Source organism: Paraburkholderia sp. UCT31 (assembly GCF_014397655.1).
Lineage (GTDB): Bacteria > Pseudomonadota > Gammaproteobacteria > Burkholderiales > Burkholderiaceae > Paraburkholderia > Paraburkholderia tuberum.
Genome location: NZ_VZQP01000004.1, coordinates 173,349 through 196,486, shown reverse-complemented (window position 1 = coordinate 196,486; position 23,138 = coordinate 173,349). Strand labels below are relative to the sequence as shown.

The following is a 23,138-nucleotide window of genomic DNA, read 5'->3' as shown; positions in this document are numbered from 1 at the left end:
AGCCTCAGGGTCAAAGTCCAGCGCGGAAGTCCTTGTTCCAGAAGTCGAGCATTTCCGTCTTGTGTTTCATCAGCATCGCGAAGTCGACCGGCACGATCCGCTCCAGCTCCTTGCCCGAGAAGCCCACCGCCTGTTGCAACGACGGCGGCAGGTTCGCGTTCGTGATCGTCGGCGCATAGCCCATCGATTCGGCGAACGCGCGCTGGGAACGCGGATCGAGCATCGCATTCAGATAGGGAAACGCGCACGCGGACGACTTGCTGCCCGCCGTGACCGCGGCCTCGAACGTGGCCGGTAATGCGCCCTCCTTCGGGAACACGTAATCGACCGCGAGGCCCGCCTTTTTCCACTGCAGCGTGCGCGCCTTCCACGTGACGGTCACGACGATCTCGCCGCTCTTGAGCGCCGACGCCAGTGCATCGACCGACGGATACACTCGCGGCGATGCCTCGCGCAGCGCGCGCAAATACTTCTGCCCGAGCGCGAGATCGCTCGCTTGCCCACCCGAGGCAAGCGCGCCCGCGAGCGTCAGATAGTCATACTGATCATCGACCAGGCCGATTTTGCCCTTGAATCGAGGGTCCAGCAGCGCGGCGAGACCGTCCGGGCGCGTGCGCACCCTGTCGGTATCGTAGACGAGCACGAGCGCGCTGAAGAGGTGCGGGACCGCGTAGCTGCGACGAAATTGCGGAATCACGTTGGCAAGGTTCGGCAGCCGCAACAGACGACGTCAGGCCTCGGTGGCCCGATCGGTATTTCATGGGATAGGTGGGGAACGCCGCTGCCGCCGCGAAGCGGCAATCGGTCAACTCGCTGCCGTCAAGCGCGTATTCACGGCCGCCAGCACTTCTTCGAGCGTCTCCTCCATCACCTTCGACAATTCGTCGAGATGCGGAGCCGGCGCGGCGCCATGCGGCGTGATCTTCAGCGTATAGAAAGGCATTGCGTGCTCGAAGCGGCGCAAGATCAGATTCGAGTCGAGAAAGTCGTACGCCGACACCGGATGCAGCAAACCAATGCCGAGGCCTTCCTTGACCATCGTCGCGATGTTGACCGAATACGGCGCGGTCGCCACCACCTGCGATTGCAGCTGACCGGTCGCGAACACCTGATCCATGCCCCAGCGCACGAGGTCGGGCAGATCGTACGACACGATCGGCTGATTGCGCAGATCCGCCACCTTGATGACCTTGCGCTTGCCCAGCGGATGACCGGCCGGCAACGCGCAGATCGCGTCGAGCTGCGCGAAGGCGGTCGAATCGGTGCCGGTCACGTCGACCGTATTCGTGACGAGACCGAGCGCGAGTTGACGCGACACCACCTGATCGCGAATCAGCGACGATGCCCCGGTCGTCAACGCAATCTGCACGGCCGGATGCCGGCGATGAAAGTTCGCCACGACGCGCGCGAAGTAGCCGAGCCCGAACGATACGACCGAGCCCACGCGAATCACCGCGGTCGACGGATTGCGCAAGCTCAGCGCGAACTCGCGGATGTTGTCCAGGCCGGCATAGCGCCGCTCGACTTCCTCGAACAGCGCCAGGGCTTCGACGGTCGGTTCGAGCCGGCCGCGACTGCGATCGAACAGGGTGAGACTGGTCGAGCGCTCCAGATCGGTAATCAGGCGGCTGATGCCCGACTGCGAAGTGCCGATGACCTGCGCGGCGCGGGTCGTCGTGCGCGTGAGCATCAGCGCCCTGAATGCGTCGATGTGCCGAAAGTCCATCCGTTCTCTCCGGATTGCATGGGCCGCCGGCGCTTCCCGCTGTCAACCTCGCTCGCAAGGGAGCGCTGCGCATGTCACGCCGGCAAATCAAAGGCATGGATTCTACCGCCCTTCATCACGACCGGAATGCGCTCGCCCTGCCCCAGCAGACAGTCGAGCGACGCAAGCGGATTGCCGTCGACGACGAGCATGTCGGCGTGCGCGCCTGCCGTGATCTGTCCGAGCTGCCCGACCTGGCCGAGCACCTGCGCGCCGACCACCGTTGCGCTGCGCAGGATCTCGAGCGGCGTCAGCACTTCGCTGCGCAAGCGGAATTCATCGCTTTGCAGACGCTGCGATTCGCCGAGCAGATCGCTACCGAAGCCCATCGGCACGCCCGCCGCGCGGAAGATTTCGAGCGAACGCAGGCCCGCCTGGCGCACGCTCCCGATCTTCGCGACGCTGTCGGCGGGCAGGCCGAGCGCTTCGCCTTCGTTCGCGAGCGCGTCGTAGGTGACGAGCGTCGGCACCGCGAACGCGCCGTGCTCGGCCATCACCCGCGCAGCCGCTTCGTCGACCAGATTGCCGTGCTCGATCGTCCGAACGCCACAGCGCACCGCGCGCGCGATCGCCTCGGCCGTGTACGCGTGCGCGAGCACGTAGGTGCCGCGCGCCCGCGCCTCGTGGACGATCGCCCTGATCTCGTCTTCCGAATAGCCCCATGCGCCGACCGGATCGGTGGGCGAGGCGACGCCGCCCGAGGCCATGATCTTGATCTGGTCGGCACCCATCTGCAGCTCTTCACGCACCGCGCGACGCACGGCATCGACGCCGTCGGCGACACGCGATATCGCGCCGACCCGCGCGCAACACCCGCATGGGCTATCGGTGCCGATGTAGTCGCTGCGGCCGCGCATGTCGCCGTGTCCGCCGGTCTGGCTGATCGCGCGGCCCGACACGAACAGGCGCGGACCTTCGGCGAGCCCCTGTTCCAACGCCTGTTTGAGCGCGAAGCCCGCGCCGCCCGCATCGCGCACTGTCGTGAAGCCACGCCGAAGCATGCCTTGCAACAACGGCAACGACTTCAGCGTGACCAGGACGTTCGGCAAGTTCACCTGTGCCGCGAGATTGAGCTGCGTCGCATGCACGTGCACGTGCAAATCGATCAGGCCAGGCATCAGCGTCTTGCCGCGCAGGTCGATTTCGCGTGCGGACGCGCTGCGGATCGGCCGGTCCGAGACCTCCTTGATGCGTCCGTTTTCCACCAGCACCGCGTGGTCCTCACGCAATTCGCCGGCAGCGGGATCGAGCAGCGCGCAGTGCGAGAACAGAATCGACTCCATCAGGTCTCCTCCCGGTACAAGATCCGGGTCATCTCCAACGTTGAAGGGTGTCGCGCGCTGCGCGACTCAATCGATGGTCGCGTGCGCAAGCGTGCGCGGGGTCTTCGTGAGCAGCTCCGGCGTCGGGCCGGTCACGACCGAATCGTCGAGCCGGAAACCGCCGAGGCCGTACACATAGATGCCGGGCTCCGCCGAGTACACCTCGTTGTCCAGCAGCGCGCGGTGATTGAACGCCATGTCGTCCGGATACTCGTGACCGATAATGCCCATGCCATGCCCCGTGCGATGACGGATGTACTTCGCGCAGCCGGCCTGCTCGATCACCGCCTGCGCGGCCGCGTCGATACCCGAAACCGGCTGACCCGTGACGGCCGCCGCGACGGCCGCCTCGTTGGCCGCGCGCGCGACCTCATGAAAACGCGCCTGCTCGGCGCCCGGTTTGCCGCAGAACCAGGTGCGCTCGTTCTCGATCACGAGACCGTTCAAACGCGGAATCACGATATTGACGAGACCGTCGCCCGCCTTGATCTGCGCGCCGCACGACGCACCGTCGCCGTGCGGCGACGCCGATGCCGGTCCCGACAAGGTCCAGCAACGCATCACTTCGAGGTTCTCGCCAGGAAAGCGGCGCGCGCCTTCGGTCACCATCAGGGCGGCCATCTGATAGTCGAGTTCCTGAACGAGCCGTCCGGGGCGAATGTTCTCGCGATAGCGGTCCTGCACCCAATCGGCGAGGCTTGCGGCGGCCCGCATGATGGCAATCTCCTCCCGGTGCTTGACCCAGCGCAACGAGCGCAGCTCGGCGAGCATCGGCAGGAACTTCGCGTCCGGCAGCAGCGCCGCCGCGCGGCCGAGCGGACCGCCGGCGGCTTCGACGCCGATTCGCGATGCGCCAAGCCCGGCGGCGCGCAAACGCGCGGCGATCAGTTCCGGGACTTCCGCGAGCAGCGGCTGCCGCTCGACCACGCGCGGATGCTCGGAGTAGAACGAGATATCGTCGAGCCACAGATGTCCGCGCTCGCGCGCCATCATCACGTGATGCGTCGACAGCTCGTTCATGATCGCGAACGGCTCGCCCGACAGCGGCACGCACACGGCGATCGGCCGCTCCCAGGTCTGCACGTCGACGTGGAAATTGGTCGCCCACTGGAAGAAGTCGGCGGACGTGAAGATCAGCGCATCGACTCGCCGACGTTCCATCAGTTTTTGCATCAGGTCGTGACGGTAAGCGCGAGTCTTGTCGGTGAGGATTGGCATCTGTCGTTCCTTCAGGAAGAAGAATTAAGGAGAGGCGCATCCCACCCACCAGCCCGCGGCGCGCCCTGCCAGTTCAGGTCATCATCGTCTTCGCGTAGCGCCGCTGGATGATCCAGTGCGACAACAGCGCCAGCGCAAACGTGACGACCATCGATACGATCGACAGCACGGCCCCGAACGGCCAGTTGTTCGCCTTGGCGATCTGGTCGTAGATTGCCGGCGTCATCATCGTGATGCCGGTGCCGCCGAGCAGAACCGGTGTCGCGTACGCGTTCATGCACAGAATGAACACGAGCATCGTGCCGGCGGCGACGCCGGGCGCCGCGATCGGCAGCACGACGCGCGCGAGCGTCTGAGCGAAGTTCGCGCCGAGATTGCGCGCGGCTTCCTCGATCGAGAAATCGAGGCCTTCGAGCACGCTCTGCAAGGTCAGGATCATGTACGGCAGAACCACGGCGGTGGTGCCGGCCACCACCGCGAACGGCGTATACAGCAGCCGCACCGGTTGATCGACGAGGCCGAGCGCCATCAGCATCGCATTGACGAAACCCGCGTTGCCGAGCATGACCATCCAACCCGCCGCGCGCACGACGTTGCCGACCAGCAGCGGAAACACCAGCAGCATCACCAGCTGGCTCTTGAAGCGGCTCTGTGTTTTAGCAAGCACATAGGCGACCGGAAAACCGAGTACGAGCGACAGCGCCGTGCACAGCGCGGCCACCTTGATCGTGGTCCACAGCACCGCGTGGTAGTACGGATCGGTCAGAAACTGGACGTAGTTCTCGAGCGTGAACGCCGCCTGCATCATCTGGACCGAGTCGAAATGATTGAAGCTGTAGCGCACCAGTTGCGCGCCCGGCAGCACGATCACGAATAGCACGACCAACACGGCGGGCGCAGCGAGCAGGCCCCCGGCGAAGTCGCGGCGCCGCGGCGCGGCGTTCAGTGCGCTCGTCGTCATGGTTCAAAGTCCCGGCTTGAATTCCTTGTTCCAGAAGTCGAGCAGCGCCGGTTTTTCCGCGGTGAAACGCGCGTAGTCGACTTTCGCGAGGCGATCGAGTTCGGCATTCGTGAAGCCGACGCTCTGTTGCAGCGTCGGCGGCAAGGCCGCATCGGTGACGGTCGGCGCATAGCCCATCGTCTCGGCGAAGCCGACCTGCGCGCGCGGATCGAGCATCGCGTTCAGATAGTTGAAGCCGCACGCACGCGTCGGCGCGTTCTTCGGCACGGCGGCCTCGAACGTGACCGGCACGCCGCCCTCTTTCGGGAACGCGTAGTCGACCGGCACGCCGCCTTTTTTCCACTGCAGCGCGCGCGCTTTCCACATGCAGGTCATCCAGATTTCGCCGCTTTTCAGCGCCGCCGCGACCGTTTCGTTCGACGGATAGACCTTCGGCTGCTGCTTGCGCACCTCGCGCAGAAACTGGATACCGGCCGCCGTGTCGCCATTGTGCTGGCCCGCCGCGAGCGAAGACTGCAGCACGTTGAAGTTGTACAGAATGTCGGAAAAACCCACCCGTCCCTTCAGTTTCGGATCGAGCGCGACCGCGAGCGAATCGGGCTTCGCCTGAAACTTCTCCGGGTTGTAGACGATCACCATCGCACTGAAGATGTGCGGAATCGAATACGGGCGGCGCAGCGCTTCGATCGTGCGCGCCGAGTTCGGCACCAGTGTCGTGTCGAGCGGTTCGAGCACCCCAGAACGGTTGACGTCGAACATGTCGATGTCGGCGAGACAGGCGACGTCGAGCGAACCGTGACGCGACATCTTCTCCGCGCGCAGCTTCGTCATGCGGCCGATCTGATCCGCCGAGTCGTACGTGACGCGACCGCCAGCGGCCTCGATGATCGGCTTGCCGATGTTCTGTTCGAGCAGGTTCAGATAATCGCCGCCCCACGTGCCGACGACGACGTTGGGGCAAGCGTCGGCCGCCAGCGCCGTGCGCGGATCGAAACCGAGCGACGGAGCGACGAGCAGACCGGAAGCAGCTTTCAGAAACGTGCGGCGCGTGATGGGATAGCTCATTTTATGGTCCTTCAGGCGGAAAAAAGCAGGCAATCTTCGGTTCTGAAGCACGCGTGCAGCGTGTCGCCCGGCGACCATGCGGCGGCACCGGCGTGCGCGGTGTTCGGCACGAGCGCGACGAGGCTCTGGCCGCGCTCGCTCGTGAGGCGCAATTCGACGGTCGCGCCGAGATAGATCCGGTCGGCCAGCCGGACCGGGATCGACGCTTCGCTGTGCTCGGGCGCCGCGGCGAGACGCAGGCGCTCGGGTCGGATGCCGAGCGTGTTGGCATTGCGCGCGGCCGCGTTGACCGTGATCTTTTCGCCGTTCGCCGTGATGAACTGGCCGTTGTCGACGTGGCCCGCGAGGAAATTCATGCGGCCCAGGAAGCTCGCGACGAACGGATTGGCGGGCCGCTCGTACAACGCGTCCGCGCTGCCGATCTGCTGCACGCGTCCGTCGTGCATGACGGCCACGCGGTCCGCCATCGCAAGTGCTTCCTCCTGATCGTGCGTGACAAAGATCGTCGTGAGACCGAGACGCTGCTGGAGCGCGCGAATTTCTTCTCGAACCTCGACGCGCAGCTTCGCGTCGAGATTCGACAACGGCTCGTCGAGCAGAAATACGTCGGGCCGGATCGCGAGCGCGCGCGCAATCGCGACGCGCTGCTGCTGGCCGCCGGACAACTGCCGGGGATAGCGTTCGGCGAGCGAGCTCAGCCGCACCATGTCGAGCGCCTCGCGAATGCGCGTGTCGCGCTCCGCCTTCGGTACACGCCGCATTTCCAGACCGAACGCGACGTTCTGCGCGACGGTCATGTGCGGAAACAACGCATAGCGCTGAAACACCATGCCGGTATTGCGCTTGTCGGGTGCGAGCCGCGTGACCTCGGTGTTGCCGATCCAGATTTCGCCGTCGCTCGGCTCGACGAAGCCCGCGACCATGCGCAGCGTCGTCGTCTTGCCGCAGCCGCTCGGGCCGAGGAACGCGACCAGCTCGCCCTCGGCGATATCGAACGACACGTCGGCGACCGCGGTCGTCGCACCGTACTGCTTGCGCAGATTGCGCAGGGATACCTGAGCCATGATCAGATCACCTTGCCGAGCTTCACGAAACGATCGGTGATCAGCATCACGATGCCAAGCAGCACGATCTGCGCGGCTGATACCGCCGCAATGGTTGGGTCGAGATTGAATTCGAGGTACTGCATGATTGCGATCGGCAACGTCGTCTTGCCGGGGCCGACGAGCGGCAAGGTCATCTCGAGGTTCTCGAACGAGACGATGAAGCCGAACAGCGTGGACGCGACGATCGCCGGCCGCAGCATCGGCAACGTGACGCGCCACAGCGTGCGCCACGCACCGGCGCCGAGATTGCGCGCCGCCTCCTCGACGGTGGTGTCGAGCTGGCCCAGGCTCGCGGTGACGAGCCGGATCGTCCATGGGATCGTCAGGCAGATATGCGCGAGCAGCAGGCCGCCGAATGTGCCGACGATGTCGGTGTCGAGCGCATTCTCGGCGCGCAGGTAGAACAGATAGGTCGCAATGCCGGCGACGATACCAGGCACGACTAGTGGCAGCAGCAGCGTGTTGCTGACGAGGCGACGCCCAGCAAACCGGTAGCGCGCAAGCGCGAGCGAGGCGGCGACACCGAGCACCACGCCGCCGATCGCGGCGCCGACCGCGAGCTTCAGCGACAGCACGAAACCATGCGCGAACGCGTCGTTACGCCATGCGTTGACGTACCACGACAGCGTGTAGCCGGACGGCGGGAACGTGATGATCGCGTCCTTGAAGAAGCTCAGCCAGATCACGAAGATCAGCGGGCTCAGCATGAACAGATAGATGAGCGCGACGCCCGCCCTGACGAACCATTTCGCCGGGGACAGACGTGGGTGGGACAAAGCGCGCGCGGAAACGATGCTGCTACCGTCGATCGGAACCTGCGTCACCGCGCTTTCTCCTTGGTCGGGATTACACGTTGGGGTGTGTCCGGCGGAGTGGCGACCTCAGGCCACCCCCGCTCCGCCTCGGCTGGTCACAATGTAAATTTGCATAGCCTGACGAACTGCGATTCACAGTAGCATGAATAAAAAAAGGAGCAAAGCGGGTTCTGGCTAGACGCGCGCTGGGGTTTACGCGGGCGCCGGTCGCCCAGGGGAACGGTGTTTGCGCCGGAATGGCAAACCCGTTGACCGTCGAGGTGGCTTGTATCAGCGCGCCACCGCTGCCCGTGCCCTGCCCGACTTTACGCGCCAGTTCGCGAGCGCGCCGAGCGCCATCAGCACGCTGGTGCCGAGAAACACCGCGCGCATGCCGACGTGTCCGCCGACGAAACCGCCCAGCAACGGGCCGGCCACCTGCCCCGCGTATTGCGACGACACCGAGTACCCAAGGATCGCGCCCGTCACGCTCGCCGGCACGTTATGGCGGATCACGCTCGCGATGCACGGCAACAGGCCGCCCAGTGCCATCCCCATCAGGAAACGCAGCACGATCAGCTGCCAGCTTGCGGTGACGAACGCCTGCGGAACGAGCAACACCGCCGATACGGCGAGGCAGCCGACGATCACATTCCAGTGCCCGGCGCGATCGGCGAACTTGCCGAGACGCGACGACGAGATCACGCTGCCGAGCGCCGCGCCCGACATCACGAAGCCCGCGACCATCGTCACGCTTTGAGGCTTCGTGAGCTGGGCGACGTAGACGGTGATGATCGGCTCGATCGACATGTTCGCGACCATCAGCAGCAGACCCGTGGCAAGCATCGCGATGGCCGGCCGCTTGTCGTCCACCGAGGCCCACGCGCCCTGCTTCGGCGCGCTGTCCGCGCGCTTGCGAACCGGCATTTCGCGAATCAGAAACGCCGTCGCGAGAAAGGCGACGAAGATCGCCGCGCCCGAGGCCCAAAAGGTCGCGCGGATGCCGATCAACGGCGGCAGGAAGCCGCCGATCAGCGGGCCGACCAGATTGCCCGCCATGATCCCCGACGACAGCACGCCGAGCGCCCAGCCCGAACGCGCCTTCGGCGTCTGCGTCGCGACGAGGATCATCGAGCCCGACGCATAGCCGCCGAGCAATCCGGCGAGCAGCCGCAACGCGACCAGCTGCCACGCCGAGTGCGCCATGCCGATCAGCGACATCGCGACCGCCATGCCGAGGCTCGAGCGGATCAGCATCAGCTTGCGGCCGTAGAGGTCCGCGAGCTTGCCCCACAGGGGCGCGACGAGCGCGGCGCTGAAGAAGGTCGCGCCGAACGCGGCGCCGGACCACTGCACGATCGCCGCATGACCCTTTACGCCGAGCTGCTCGACATAGAGCGGCAGGAACGGCAGCAGCAGCGTCATCGCGACGATGGTCGTAAACGAGCCGAACACGCACACGCACAGATTGCGCTGCCAATGCGCGGCGGCTTCATCGCCAGCCGGCGGGGCGGCCTTGGCTGTCGCCGTGGCCTGCGCCTGCGGCGGCACCGGTTCGGCCGATGGTACGTCGAGCTTGCGATTCATCTTCGAGGCTTTCCAGGGTGACGAGGGTCTGTTCGAGCTATCCAAAGCATCGTAACGGGCTGCGCCGCCGCCAGGCAGTCAACCCATCATCCTGGTATCGCGACTACCTCTTCGGAACGCGCGGGCCTGGCTGCGCGCCTCGTTTGCAACTAGTGTTCCGCGGGCGACGTGCTGTGCGACGTCTGCGGCGCGGCCGCCGCCGATGCCGCCGCATCCGACACCCCCACCGCGCCGCCCGGCAGATCGGCCGGCCGCGTCGAACTCACCGCATCCGGATAGAGCTGCATCAGCACGCGCAGCACGCCATTGGTCCAGCCGAAGCCGTCCTGCAGCGGATACTCGCCGCCCCCCGCCGACTTGCCGCTCGCGTCGACGTCGTACTTCTCGACCAGCTTGCCGGTGCGCTGGTAGTACGCGACGTCGGTGCGGATCCAGCGCGTCGCGATATCGCGCGCGAGCTCCGGCTCGCTATAGCGGCGCAGCCCGATCACCGCGAGGTACTGCAGCGGCGCCCAGCCGTTCGGTTCGTCCCACTGCTGGCCGGTGTTGGTCCGCGTCGTCGCGAGACCGCCCGGACGCAGCAGATCGCGCCGGATCGTCTGCGCCACTTCGCGCGCGTCGTTGCGTGTCGCGACGCCGGCGTAAAGCGGGTACACCGTCGCGGCAGTAAGCCGGTGCGTGAGCGTGCGGTGCACGAAGTCGTAGTCGCCGAAAGCGTGCAGTTGCGGATCCCACAGCACCCGGCGGATCGCATCGGCGCGCACCCGGGCGCGTAGTTCGAGGTTCTCGGCGTGGCCTGCATCGCCGGTCACACGGTAGGCTTTCGCGAGCGTGCGTTCGAGGTCCACCATCAGGCAGTTCAGGTCCACTGGCACCAGCGAGGTCACGTCGATGCTCGCGAGCGTCCTGCCGTCGGCGAACCAGCGCGAGCTGAAGTCCCAGCCGGTTTCGCCGCCCGCGCGCAGGTTGCGCCACAAATCCTGCGCATCGCGTTGCGGCATCCGCTGCGCCGTCATCACATCCTCGCGGTACGACTCGTCGCGCGGCGCCGCGCGCTCGTCCCAGTAGCGATTGAGCAGCGTGCCGTCGGCGAGGCGCACGAGATGGTGGGCCGCGTTGCCCGGCGCGAGATGGTCGCTGCCGGCCATCCAGTACGCGTATTCACGGCGCAGCTCGGGCAGATAGCGGGCGTAGACCTGATCGCCCTCCTTGCGCGCGACGAGCTGCACCATCTGCGCGAAGAACGGCGGCTGCGAACGGCTCAGGTAATACGTGCGATTGCCGTCGGGGATGTGGCCATAGCGGTCGATCAAGGTCGAGAAATTGTTCAGCTCGTCGTCGACGAGCGCTTGCTGGCCGCTCGCGTCGAGCCCCAGCAGGATGAAGTACGAATCCCAGTAGTAGATCTCGTCGAAGCGGTCGCCCGGCACGATGTACGGCGACGGCAGCGGCAACAGCGACGAGTACGGGCTCGCGCTCGCATCCGGTTCGCGGCGCAGCACGCTCCACAGCGTATCGATGTGCGCGGTGACGCTCTCGTCAGGATCGGACGCGTAGCGCTTCGGCGCGCGCGGGGGCAGCGTGAAGCGCTGTTCGACAAATTGTTTCAGGTCGAAGCGCGGCTGAGCACGCTGGCTGTCGTAGTCGGCGATGACCTGGGCCGGCGGCTCGCCTGGCGCCATATCGGCGAACGTCTTGCTGTCCGGGTAAAGATGCGCGAGTTCGACGTCGCGATACAGCTCGCCGTACAGCTCGGACGGCGGCGTCGGCACGACCGGCGACGGCTGCGCGTGATTTGTGTTTTCGACGTGCCGGTCCGCTGCGCTGCTGGCGGCATTCGCGGCGGCGGCCGATGCGGGCAGCGTAACGGCCGGCACGGCCGGCTGGGTCTGCGCAACCGTCGGCGCGGATTGCGCAATGACGCTGGTGCTTGCGGCGAGCGCCAGCGCGGCGGCCACGTTGGCTACAACGCGGTGGTACGGCCGCTCGCGGGAACACCAAACGGGAAGATCGTAACGAAATGGCATCGGCGGACCCGTTGAGGACGACGCGGTGACGTCGACGTAGGCGGCCCGCCGCGCGCGCCGATGACATGCTGCACGCTGCCGCGGGGCTTCGAGACGGTCTCGCCAGCAAGTGCGGGGCCCGCTTCGCAAAACGATGTCGCGCGCAAGCGTTTCTCACCAAACTGCGCTCAAGGCATGAGCCTTCATCAGGCCGTGCATCCCGCCGTGCGCGCTGCCATTCAGAATCCCAGCGCGGCCCGGTCCGGCGCCGGCTTGCGGCCCGCTCATTTTAAGCGGAAACCCAGCTTAGCCTCCGGTCCGGAATCCTAGTGACGCCGCCTTCGCGCGCAGATCCGCGAAGCGGTCCGCCGTCGGGTTGATCGCCGGCTTTTGCGACTGATCGATCGCCGCTACGGAGCTTGAGGGCGAAGGCGCCGCCGCCCCCAGACAGGTCCCGCCGAACGGCCCTTGGGCGACCGTGAACGCGGGAGCGTCGGTGCGCGGCGCGTCGTCGAGATCGAGCGCGTAGGCGAGATTGAACGTCGCCGGGTCGCTGCCGCGCACGCCAAGCGGCTGTACGCCGAAGCGCCATTGCAGCAGCGCGTGAATCGAGCTGGGGTCGAACGGATAGCGCGTGATCGAGTTCGCGCGCACGCGCGGGCCAAGCAGCGCGAGCGGCACGCGAAAGCCGAGCTTGCCGTCGTTGCCGAGTGTGAGCTCGCCGTTGCTGATCGGCCTGGTGGGCGGCACCACGTGCTCGAGAAAGCCGCCCCATTCGTCGTAGACGACGATCATCAGCGTGCGGCTCCACGTCGGGCTCGTGCGCAGCGCCTCGTAGACCTGCGCGAGAAACGCCTCGCCGTCGCGGATGTCGGCATGCGGATGATCGTCGGTGGAAACGCCTTCCAGCTCGCCCGCGAAGGACGGATCGACCATGCAGAACGGCGGCAGCGTCCCGGCCGCGGCATTCACGAGGAAATCCGCAAACGGGCGCGAAATGCCCAGATAACGCGTGCCATAAAGCGCCGTGAACGGCACGTCGTGGTAGTAGTAGCGACAGTCGATATTGCCGTCGCTCAGCTTGTCCCAGATCGTGGCGAGCGACGAAGTGTCGGTGCTGTCGTCGAGCCGATCCGTTGCGCCGCTATGCAGATAGAGGCGATTGGGAAAGGTGCTGGTCAGAATGCCGCTGAAGTAGAAGTCGCCGATCGTATAACTGCTCGCCACGGCGTTGAAAAATTGAAGATCGGCCGACGTGTAGTAGCCGATAGGCAGCAGGTCGCCCGGGTTCAGGCTCGTGCCCGGCGTGAGCAGCCAGCCATTCATCGCACCCGATGCCAGTTGCGTGCGCGCCCCCGAGAAGCTGTGATTGGGGTCCTGGTAGGCGCACGCCTGATAGCCGTACGCGGCATTCGCCGCGAGGGAAAACGGCGTTTGCGTCGCGCCGAACGCGTCTTTGAAGTGCTGGTTCGCGGGCATGCCCTCGGCCCCCGGCACCCAGCCGAGGAAATGGTCGAAGGAACGATTTTCCATCGTGACCAGCACGATGAAGTCGATGCCCGAACTGGCGGGCGCGGGCAACGCCGGGCGCGGCAGGCTGTAGCGGTCGGCGGCGTTGGGCGATGGAATGTCGGTAATCGAGGACGCAGGTTCGCTGGCGCTCCCGCCGCCCGGTTGGCCGTCTCCGCCCAATCCACCGCCGCCTCCGCAACCCGATAGCGCAACGCTGCCGGCCACCGCGGCCACGCCCGCAAGAAAGCGGCGGCGGTCGTGTCCCTGATTCGGGTGAGTCTCGTCGCCCATGACACGTCTCCTCGTTGGATGCGGCGCGGGCGTCCGTCCATGCCAGCCTGCCGCGAAGCAAAACGCGCGCGCCGATTCGAGCGGCGGGTTGGTCGTGGGCAGCAAGTTTCGAACCCGAGGTATCCGAGGGCCGTCGCGAAGCGGCGCTCAACGCTAGCGTGGGACAAGGGCGATTCGCCTCCGCCTCGCGTGCTGACTACGCAGGCGCGGCGGTTACGGTGCCGAGGAGTATCGAAGCAGGCCCGCCGCTGCTCCACGCTTGCTGAACGGCGCGCTCTAGATCTCCACGCGCGCGCCGACTTCGATCACGCGATTGGCCGGTAGTTTGAAGAACGCCGCAATATTGCCCACGTTGTGCAGCATCACCGCGAAAAGCCGCTCGCGCCATAGCGCCATCCCGTGGCCGCGTTTGGGTACCACGGCCGCGCGGCTCAGGAACCACGATGTGTCGTCCAGGTTGAAGGCCAGTTCCGGCGATTTGTAGGCGGCCAGCGTGCGCGGCAAGTCCACTTCGTCCTTGAATCCGTACTTCACCGTTGCGTGCCAGCAACCCGTGCACAGCGGCCTGATCTGCACGCGCTCGCTGTCGGCCACCCACGGCACGTTCTTCGTTATGACGCTCAGGAAAACCGTGCACTCATGCAGCACACGGTTGTGCCGCAGGTTGTTGACGAGCGCGTGCGGCACCGCGTCGGCGTCCGGCGTCAGGAAGATCGCCGTGCCGCCCACGCGCGTCGGCGAACTTTCGAGCAGCGCAGCGAGGTACGGCTTGAGCGGCGTCTTTCCCGCCCGCACGCGCGCTTCGGCCAGCATCATTTCCCAGCCGCGTCCCCACGTCGCCATGACCGTGAACACGATCGCGCCGATCACGAGCGGGAACCAGCCGCCATCGACGATCTTGAGCAGATTAGCCGAGAAGAACAACGCGTCGATCACGAAGAAGAACGCGGTGGACAGCAGGCACAGCAGCCAGTTGTAGCGCCACGCGTAACGCACGACGAAGAACGTCAGGAACGTGGTGATGAGCATCGTGCCGGTCACGGCGATGCCATACGCGGACCCGAGCGCCGTGGACGAGCGAAAGCCCAACACCGCCCCAACCACGGCGATCAACAGGATCCAGTTGATGCCGGGCACGTAGATTTGCCCGATCTCGCGCTCCGACGTATGCACGACGTTCATGCGCGGCAGGAAGGAAAGCTGCATGGCCTGCATCGTCATCGAAAAGGTGCCCGAAATAACGGCCTGCGAGGCGATCACGGTGGCGATCGTCGCCAGCACGATCATCGGCACGATGGCCCACTGCGGGAACAGGCGGTAGAACGGGTTTTGCACCGCGCCGGGATTCGCCAGCAGCAGCGCGCCCTGGCCCAGATAGTTGAGCGCGAGCGCGGGAAAAACGACGCCGAACCAGGTAAGGCGGATGGGTCGCTTGCCGAAATGGCCCATGTCGGCGTAGAGCGCCTCGGCGCCCGTCAGCGAGAGCACCACCGCGCCGAGCGCGACGAACGCAAGCCAGCGGTGATGCATGACGAAGCCGAGCCCTTCCAGCGGATTGAGCGCATACAGCACGACCGGCGCGGCCATGATGTTCGAGACGCCCGCCACGCCGATCACGACGAACCAGAGCACCATCACGGGCCCGAACACGGCGCCGATGCCGCCCGTGCCGTGCTTTTGCGTGACGAACAGGATGATGAGCGCGGCGAGCGTCACTGGAATCACATAGGTCTTGAGCCCGGGCTCGACGACTTGGAGCCCTTCCACGGCGCTCAGCACGGAAATGGCCGGCGTGATCACGCTATCGCCGAAGAACAGCGCCGCGCCCATCACGCCCACCACGAGGAGGCTGCGACGCAAACGCGGCCGCGACGCGATCGACGACGCCGCGAGCGCGAGCAGCGCCATGATGCCGCCTTCGCCATGATTATTCGCCCGCAGGATCAGTACGACGTACTTGAGCGAAACGACGATCATCAGCGACCAGAAGATCAGCGAGACGATGCCGACGATATTGAAAGCATTGAGCGTGAGACCGTTGCTGGGATCGAACACGGTGGCGAGCGTATAGAGCGGGCTCGTGCCGATGTCGCCGTAGACCACGCCGAGCGCAGCCAGCGCGAGCGCTGGCAGAGGCGGCGAGGCTTCGCCGTGGCCTTCCTTCGCCGGCGCGGCGGATGCGGAATGTGCCATGTCTGCCTCCTCATACGAATCGCGCGTGAGCCGCGATGGCCGCGCCGCGGGTTCGCTTCGATTCTATCGTTTCGTTGATGTGAATTCGTTTGGGTCGTACGGGCTGGATCGTGCCGGGTGTGCGCTAGAGAAAGTATAGAAATTTCCGGCGAAAATGCGCTTCGCGCGGGGATGCCAACTGCCGTCCATTGTCAGCTTAACGTCAGGCGGAACGGCGAAAGCGAAGCTACCCAGGCAGTGACGTCGCGCGCTTCCTGACGCGGATCAACGAGAGAATAAAGGCCGTTCGCCGCCAGGGATTTCCCCTCCTTCGCCATACCGGAAAATATCCTAGTATCAAGGAGTTAAAACTAACTAACTCATCAATTAGTCTGGTGTCCATGCCGCAAGCCGCCCGTTCCCGAATGGGTCGCCGTCCTCATTCGCAGGACTTCGACGCACGCGAACATCTGCTCGATGTCGCGGTGGCGCTGTTCGCCGAGCGCGGTATCGCCAACACGACGGTTGCGCAGATCGCGGCGGCGAGCGGCGTGACATCCGCGATGGTGCACTACTGGTTCCAGACGCGCGAAAAGCTGCTCGACGCGTTGTTCGAGGAAAGGCTCGTCGCCGCGTTCGGCGCGATCTGGGACCCGGTCGATCCCGAACACGACGAACCGCTCGCGCTGACGCAAGGCATCGTCAAGCGCATGTTCGATGTCACCGAAACCATGCCGTGGCTGCCTTCGCTCTGGCTGCGCGAGATCGTCAACGAAGGCGGTTTGCTGCGCGAGCGCGCGTTTGCGCGGATCCCCGTGCAAAAGCTCGCCGCGTTCGGTCAGAACATCGCGCGTGGCTGCGCGTCGGGTCAGTTGAACGCCCAGCTCGAACCGTTGCTGCTGTTCAACTCGGTGCTCGCTCTGGTGATGCTGCCGCAGGCAACCGCGAGGATCTGGCAGCGCCTGAATCCGCGCACCTCGTTCGATCGCGCGACGCTCGAACGCCATGTCGTCGCGCTGCTCGCGCAGGGCATGAGCGCAACCACGGCGGTCGAAACCAACGCCAAGGCCGCAACCGGGGCGACGTCCACCGCACGCCGCGCGAAGGGCAAGCCGTCATGATCGTGTTCGCCAGCTCATCCCGACGTGCCGCGTTGCTCGCGCTGTGCATCGCGTGCGCAAGCTGTTCGCGACCACCGGCGAACACGTGGCAAGGCTATGTGGAAGGCGAGTTCCTGTACCTCGCGTCTTCGCAGGCGGGACAGTTGACCGAGCTCTCGGTCTCGCGCGGGCAGACCGTCGCGCAGAACACGCCGCTCTTCGCGCTCGAAGCGCAGAACGAAACCGACGCCGTCGCGCAGGCGGGCGAGCAACTGCGCTCGGCCCGCGCCCAGCTTGCCGACCTTGGAACCGGCAAGCGTCCGCCGGAAGTCGATGTGACGCGCGCGCAACTCGTGCAGGCCGAAGCCGATGCGACGCGCGCCGCGACGCAGTTCCGCCGCGACCAACAGCAATTCGGCGCGGGCGGCATCGCGCAAAGCCAGCTCGACGACTCGCGCGCGACCGCGTTGTCGAGCGCCGCGCACGTGCGTGAGTTGCAAAGCCAGCTGGCCGTCGCGCGTCTGCCTGGGCGGATCGAACAGATCCGCGCGCAGCAGGCGCAGGTCGACGCGGCGCAGGCCGAGCTCGGCCAGGCCCAATGGAAGCTCGATCAGAAAAGCGTGCACGCGCCGCACGCCGGCCTCGTGTTCGACACGATGTATCGCAGCGGCGAATGGGTGCCGGCCGGCAGCCCCGTCGTGCGCATGCTGCCGCCGGAGAACGTCAAGGTGCGCTTTTTCGTGCCCCAGGGAGTGGTCGGTTCGCTCGCGCCGGGCCGTCGCGTATCGATTCATTGCGACGGTTGCGCGGCCGATGTGCCGGCCGTGCTCAGCTTCATTTCGGACCAGGCGGAGTACACGCCGCCGGTGATCTTCAGCAACGAAAGCCGCGCGAAACTCGTGTTCATGGTCGAAGCCCGACCCCGGACCGCCGATGCGCCGAAGCTGCGGCCCGGCCAACCCGTCACGGTCACGCTGCAATGAGTGCGCCCGCGCCCCCCGGCAATGCCAGCGACCCCGTGTACGCGATCGACGTGCAGGGGCTGAACAAGCATTTCGGCACCAGGCACGTGGTCAACGATGTCACGATGCGCGTGCAGCGCGGTGAGATTTTCGGCTTTCTCGGCCCCAACGGCAGCGGCAAGACCACCTGCATCCGCATGATGTGCGGACTGCTGACGCCCGACTCCGGCAGCGGCACGTGTCTCGGCTACGACATCGTGCGGGACAGCGCGCAGATCAAGCGGCGCACCGGTTATATGACGCAGCGCTTCTCCTATTGGGAAGATCTGACGATCCGCGAAAACCTCGACTTCGTCGCGCGCCTCTACGAGATGAAGAACCGCCGCGAGGCGGTCGATCGCGCGCTCGAACAGCTTGGCCTTCAAAGCCGTGCGAAGCAGTTGGCCGGCGCACTGTCGGGCGGATGGAAGCAGCGTCTCGCGCTGGCCGCGTGCATGCTCCATGAGCCGGCACTGCTGCTGCTCGACGAACCGACCGCAGGTGTCGACCCGAGCGCGCGCCGCGACTTCTGGGAAGAGTTGCATCGCCTCGCGGCGCGCGGCATCTCGGTGCTCGTCAGCACGCACTATATGGACGAAGCGGAACGCTGCCACAAGCTCGCTTATATCGCCTACGGCAAGCTGCTCGCGCAGGGCACGTCGAAACAGGTCATCGATTCGCAAGGGCTCGTGACGTGGGCCGTGTACGGCCAGAATCTCGTCGAGCTCGGCGACCGGCTGCGCCGCTCGCCCGGCGTCGAGCAGACGGTGGCGTTCGGTTCGTCGCTGCACGTGAGCGGTCCGGACACGCCCGAACTCCACGCCACGATCGACCAGCTGGCTCATTCGGACCCGGCGTTGCGGATCGAAAGACAGGAAACCGGCCTCGAGGACGTGTTCATCTTCATGATGAACCGCTCGACCGACAATTACGCCACCCCTTCGGGCAAAGCATCGTGAATTCCGCCCGCCGACTTCCACGCTTTTCGCTGATGCGTTGGTGGAGCGTCGTGCGCAAGGAGTTTTTGCAACTGAAGCGCGACCGCATCACGTTTGCGATGATGATCGTGCTGCCGATCATGCAGATGGCGCTGTTCGGCTTCGCGATCAATACCGACCCCAAGCATCTGCCGACCGCCGTGATCGCCGCCGATCACAGCGAGTTCACGCGCAGTTTCCTGATGGCGATGCGCAACTCCGATTACTTCGACATCGTATCGACGCTGCCCGACGAAGAATCCGGTCGCCGCGCGCTCGCGCAGGGCAAGGTGCTGTTCGTGCTGAATATCCCCGTCGGTTTCACGCGCGATCTGGCCAAGGGCGCGCGGCCATCGCTGCTCGTCGAAGCCGACGCGACGGACCCCACCGCGGTGGGCACCGCGCTCGGCGCGCTGCCGTCGATCGCGCAGTCGGTGTTGCGGAAGGACCTCACGGGTCCGCTGTCGACGCTCGCAGTCGGCCCCGCCGCTTTCGACGTTCAATTGCACCGGCTCTACAACCCCGAAAGCCTGACCCAGTACAACGTGGTGCCCGGCCTGATGGGCGTGATCCTGACGATGACGATGGTGATGATGACGGGCCTCGCGATCACGCGTGAACGCGAGCGCGGCACGATGGAAAATCTGCTCGCCACGCCGGTGCTGCCGCTCGAAGTGATGACCGGCAAGATCGTGCCTTACGTGGCGATCGGCCTGGTGCAGGTCAGCATCATTCTCGCCGCGGCGCGCTTCGTGTTCAACGTGCCGTTCGAAGGCAGTCTGATCGCGCTGTATCTGTCCGCTCTATTGTTCGTTGCGGCCAATCTGACGATCGGCATTACGCTGTCGTCGCTCGCGCAGAACCAGTTGCAGGCCATGCAACTGACGATGTTCTATTTTCTGCCCAACATCCTGCTGTCGGGTTTCATGTTTCCGTTCGCGGGCATGCCGAAGTGGGCGCAGTACATCGGCAACCTGTTGCCGCTCACCTACTTCAACCGGCTGGTGCGCGGCATTCTGCTCAAGGGCGTCGGTTGGGCCGACATGTGGCCGCATGTATGGCCGCTGCTGATCTTTCTGTTCGTCGTAATGGGTATCGCCGTGAAGTTCTATCGGCGCACGCTCGATTGAGGAAGGCCTGCAATGTGTTCCGCTCCTGGCTTTCGTGACGCGGTTTTTCATCGCGCGGCTTGTTGGTCCCAGCGTTCCGCCCTGCGCCGGCTGGCCGGCTTCTGCGCAAGCGCGGCATTGTGCGCGTGCGCCGTCGGCCCGGATTTCCATCGACCCGACGTGACCCGCGTGTCGAGCTATACCGCCGCGCCGCTTGCGGCGAGCACCGTCGCAGCCGATGGTCCCGGCGGCGCCGCGCAACACTTCGTGCCGACCGAGGTGCCCGGCGACGGCTGGTGGCGCGCTTTCGGCTCGCCGGCGCTGGACGCGCTCGTGCAACAGGCGCTCGACGATAGCCCGACTCTCGCGCAAGCCCGCGCGAAACTCGACGAAGCGCAGCAGGACTATCGCGCGCAGGCGGGCGGCACGCTATGGCCGCAAGTCGATGCGAACCTGTCGACCACGCGCGAGAAGATCGATCCGGAGGCGCTCGGCTTCGGTCAGCTGACGCAGGGCCGCGCGTTTGCGCCGTTCACGCTGTACAGCGCACAGGTCACGGTGTCGTACACGCTCGATCTGTTCGGCGCGAATCGCCGCGCGCTCGAAGCGGTGGCCGCGCAGGTCGACTATCAGCAATACGAACTCGAAGCCGCGCGTTTGACGGTCGCGGGCAACGTCGTGACGGCGGCGATCCGACGCGCGTCGCTTGCGCGGCAGATCGCCCTCACCGAAGCGCTGCTCGCCAACCAGATGCAGCAACTCGATATCGCCGAACGCCGCTATGGCGCGGGCGGCATCTCCGAGGTCGATCTGCTGAGCCAGCGCACGCTCGTGCAGCAAACCCGCGCGACGTTACCGCCATTGCGCACGCAGCTTGCGCAGACCGATCATCAACTCGCGATCTATCTGGGACGCGCGCCGGCGGAATTGGCCACCACCCACGACCTCGCCGCGCTCGACCTAGATACGCTAGTGCTGCCGGCCGATCTGCCACTGACCTTGCCGTCGACGCTCGCGCGGCAGCGGCCCGACATTCGCGCGTCCGAGGCGCTGTTGCATCAGGCGAGCGCGAACATCGGCGTCGCGACCGCGAACCTGTATCCGCGCATCACGCTGTCGGGCAGCGCGGCGACCGAACGCGTCAACGTGTCCGATCTGCTGACGGGCTTCAACGTGTGGAATTTCGGAGCGGGTCTCACGCAGCCGCTGTTCCACGGCGGTGAACTGCTGGCGCGCAAGCGCTCGTCGGAGGCGGCCTGGCAAGCGGCGCTCGCCGTCTACAAGCAAACCGTGCTGCAGGGACTGCAACAGGTCGCCGACGCGCTGCGCGCGCTCGATCAGGACGCGATTGCATTGCAGGCGCTCGACGCCGCGCAGCGCAGCGCACAACACAGCGCAGGGATCGCCAGCCAGCGGTATGCGGCGGGCGGCATCAGTCAATTGACACTGCTCGATACGCAGCGCCAGGAATTGCAGACCGGACTCGATCGCACCAAAGCCGCCGCGCAGCGTTATGCCGATACCGCCGCGCTCTATCAGGCGCTCGGGGCGCGGCCTTGAGTCGATCGGTTGGTCATCGGTTTGCAGGCGTCTCGCGCCGCACCTTGTTCAGCACTAGGGTCTGTTTACATATGGAACGCACGTGCGTTGCCGCGAGAAGGGCCGCTCGCAAGGATTGCGACGCCGCGAATACTCGACGTATTCGCAAGGAGCATGACGCAGCGAGCGGCCCTTCTCGCGGCAACCCCAGTTCTGAAATTCATTCCAGGGGAATGCCCGCTATCGGCCGCATGGCGGCGTCGTGCGTCGCTCACGTGGCACGGCCACGCAGCGCTCCTTACTCCTTGCCCTGCGCCCCGAAGGAAGTCCCCTTGGGGGACGGCCGATAGCGGGCATTCGCACGTGCGTTCCATATGTAAACAGACCCTAGGTACGCGAACGAGCCGATCACGATGCCCCAGAACGCGGAGCCGAGCCCGAGGAACGTCATACCGGATGCGGTCGCGAGAAACGTGATCACGGAGGCCTCGCGATGGTCTTCGTCCTGGATCGCGCCCATCACGTTCGACGTGATCGCACCGATCAACGCGAGGCCCGCCAGAATCGCGACGAACTCCTTCGGCAGCATCGTGAACAGCGCGACGATCGCACCGGCGAACGTGCCGCCGATCAGATAGAACACGCCGTTCGCCATGCCCGCGATATAGCGCTTGTCCGGGTCGTCGTGCGCATCCTTGCCCGTGCACAACGCCGCCGTAATCGCGGCGATCACGATCGTGATGCCACCGAAAAACGCCACGCCGATCGACGCGATGCTCGTCGCGGTGATGATCGGCCGGGCCGGCGTGTGATAGCCGGACACGCGCAGAATCGCCATCCCCGGCAGAAACTGCCCGGTCAGACTGACGACCACGAGCGGCAACGCAAGACTCAGCGTCGAACTCAGCGTCCATTCGGGTTTGATGAAGATCGGCCGCGTGACTTGCAGCGGCAGCGCGCCCAGGTGCGCGGCGCCGAGCGCAATGGCGAGCACCATGCCCGTCAACAGCACCAGCACGATGCAATAGCGCGGCAGCAGGCGCCTGAACACGATGTACGCGCCGATCATGCCGAACGCCAATGCAGGCATCGACGCCGCCGCCTTGAACGCATGCGTGCCGAACTGCAGCAGAATGCCGGCCATCATCCCGCAGGCGATGCCCTTCGGGATGCTGCGCACCATGCGGTCGAAATAGCCCGAGATACCGATCAGCAGAATGATCACGGCGGCGCTCAGATACGCGCCCACCGCCTGATGCAGCGTCAACGCGGGAAACAGTCCGACCAGCAGCGCGGTGCCGGGCGCCGACCACGCGGTCACGACCGGCACTTTCAGCTTCCAGCTCGCGAAGATGCCGGAGACGGCCGCGCCGATCGAGATGCCCCATACCCACGACGCAACCATCTCGTTGGGCATGTGGGCCGCTTGCGCCGCCTGGAAGAAGATCACGAGCGGGCCCGCGTACGAAATCAGCACGGCCAGAAAGCCGGCCACGACGGCGGACACGGACCAGTCGGCCGCAACGGCGCGCGTGGTCGGCGCCTGGCTAGGGGTGGGATTCATCGTCGATGTGAGTCAGGGCGGCCCGCTGTCGGTGACATGCGCCTCGCGG

The 23,138-nt window shown here is 65.7% G+C and carries 18 protein-coding genes; 5 read left to right on the top strand and 13 right to left on the bottom strand.

The features are described 5' to 3' along the window. Window positions 1-10: 10 nt before the first annotated feature. From F6X40_RS04385 to F6X40_RS04330, 12 genes are all read right to left on the bottom strand, one after another. Window positions 11-721: a PotD/PotF family extracellular solute-binding protein gene (locus F6X40_RS04385; protein ID WP_262421364.1), complete on the bottom strand. Its 711-nt coding sequence runs from the start codon at window positions 719-721 to the stop codon at window positions 11-13. A gap of 84 nt (window positions 722-805) precedes the next feature. Next, window positions 806-1,726: a LysR substrate-binding domain-containing protein gene (locus F6X40_RS04380; protein ID WP_090810843.1), complete on the bottom strand. Its 921-nt coding sequence runs from the start codon at window positions 1,724-1,726 to the stop codon at window positions 806-808. 74 nt (window positions 1,727-1,800) lie between these two features. After that, a complete protein-coding gene (locus tag F6X40_RS04375; protein WP_187626942.1) occupies window positions 1,801-3,048 on the bottom strand; it encodes a metal-dependent hydrolase family protein in 1,248 nt (415 codons plus the stop codon). A gap of 66 nt (window positions 3,049-3,114) precedes the next feature. Beyond that, complete coding sequence (locus tag F6X40_RS04370) at window positions 3,115-4,305, bottom strand: M24 family metallopeptidase (RefSeq protein WP_187626941.1); 1,191 nt, start codon at window positions 4,303-4,305, stop codon at window positions 3,115-3,117. A gap of 73 nt (window positions 4,306-4,378) precedes the next feature. Next, window positions 4,379-5,266 carry an ABC transporter permease gene (locus F6X40_RS04365; RefSeq protein WP_187626940.1) on the bottom strand — a complete coding sequence of 296 codons (888 nt, stop codon included), beginning with the start codon at window positions 5,264-5,266 and terminating at the stop codon, window positions 4,379-4,381. A gap of 3 nt (window positions 5,267-5,269) precedes the next feature. After that, on the bottom strand, window positions 5,270-6,331 hold the full coding sequence (locus F6X40_RS04360) for an extracellular solute-binding protein (protein WP_187626939.1): 1,062 nt from the start codon (window positions 6,329-6,331) through the stop codon (window positions 5,270-5,272). Window positions 6,332-6,342: 11 nt separating this feature from the next. Continuing rightward, window positions 6,343-7,395, bottom strand: coding sequence for an ABC transporter ATP-binding protein (locus F6X40_RS04355; protein ID WP_187626938.1), 1,053 nt, complete (start codon window positions 7,393-7,395; stop codon window positions 6,343-6,345). 2 nt (window positions 7,396-7,397) lie between these two features. Next, window positions 7,398-8,261 carry an ABC transporter permease gene (locus tag F6X40_RS04350; RefSeq protein WP_187626937.1) on the bottom strand — a complete coding sequence of 288 codons (864 nt, stop codon included), beginning with the start codon at window positions 8,259-8,261 and terminating at the stop codon, window positions 7,398-7,400. A 261-nt stretch (window positions 8,262-8,522) separates the two neighbouring features. Further along, entirely contained in the window at window positions 8,523-9,818 is a 1,296-nt protein-coding gene (locus tag F6X40_RS04345; protein ID WP_187626936.1) for an MFS transporter, read from the bottom strand. Between the two features lie 149 nt (window positions 9,819-9,967). Beyond that, complete coding sequence (gene treA, locus F6X40_RS04340; protein ID WP_187626984.1) at window positions 9,968-11,776, bottom strand: alpha,alpha-trehalase TreA; 1,809 nt, start codon at window positions 11,774-11,776, stop codon at window positions 9,968-9,970. 354 nt (window positions 11,777-12,130) lie between these two features. Continuing rightward, entirely contained in the window at window positions 12,131-13,627 is a 1,497-nt protein-coding gene (locus F6X40_RS04335) for an alkaline phosphatase family protein (protein WP_187626935.1), read from the bottom strand. A 276-nt stretch (window positions 13,628-13,903) separates the two neighbouring features. Next, window positions 13,904-15,820 carry a potassium transporter Kup gene (locus F6X40_RS04330; RefSeq protein WP_187626934.1) on the bottom strand — a complete coding sequence of 639 codons (1,917 nt, stop codon included), beginning with the start codon at window positions 15,818-15,820 and terminating at the stop codon, window positions 13,904-13,906. A 404-nt stretch (window positions 15,821-16,224) separates the two neighbouring features. Here F6X40_RS04330 and F6X40_RS04325 point away from each other — a divergent pair, with 404 nt between their 5' ends. The 5 genes from F6X40_RS04325 to F6X40_RS04305 are packed head-to-tail and all read left to right on the top strand — an operon-like array spanning window position 16,225 to window position 21,546. Beyond that, window positions 16,225-16,920, top strand: a complete 696-nt coding sequence (locus tag F6X40_RS04325) for a TetR/AcrR family transcriptional regulator (RefSeq protein WP_187626933.1) — start codon at window positions 16,225-16,227, stop codon at window positions 16,918-16,920. Beyond that, window positions 16,917-17,882 carry an HlyD family secretion protein gene (locus F6X40_RS04320; protein ID WP_187626932.1) on the top strand — a complete coding sequence of 322 codons (966 nt, stop codon included), beginning with the start codon at window positions 16,917-16,919 and terminating at the stop codon, window positions 17,880-17,882. Before F6X40_RS04325 ends, F6X40_RS04320 begins: the two co-directional genes overlap by 4 nt. Further along, entirely contained in the window at window positions 17,879-18,859 is a 981-nt protein-coding gene (locus tag F6X40_RS04315) for an ABC transporter ATP-binding protein (RefSeq protein ID WP_187626931.1), read from the top strand. The genes F6X40_RS04320 and F6X40_RS04315 overlap by 4 nt, the downstream gene beginning before the upstream one ends. Before the next feature lie 32 nt (window positions 18,860-18,891). After that, a complete protein-coding gene (locus tag F6X40_RS04310) occupies window positions 18,892-20,007 on the top strand; it encodes an ABC transporter permease (protein ID WP_184024287.1) in 1,116 nt (371 codons plus the stop codon). A gap of 12 nt (window positions 20,008-20,019) precedes the next feature. Beyond that, complete coding sequence (locus F6X40_RS04305) at window positions 20,020-21,546, top strand: efflux transporter outer membrane subunit (RefSeq protein ID WP_187626930.1); 1,527 nt, start codon at window positions 20,020-20,022, stop codon at window positions 21,544-21,546. A 277-nt stretch (window positions 21,547-21,823) separates the two neighbouring features. Here F6X40_RS04305 and F6X40_RS04300 read toward each other — a convergent pair whose 3' ends face one another. Next, window positions 21,824-23,089 (bottom strand): benzoate/H(+) symporter BenE family transporter, encoded by a 1,266-nt coding sequence (locus F6X40_RS04300; protein ID WP_262421363.1) that lies wholly within the window; start codon window positions 23,087-23,089, stop codon window positions 21,824-21,826. Window positions 23,090-23,138 lie beyond the last annotated feature (49 nt).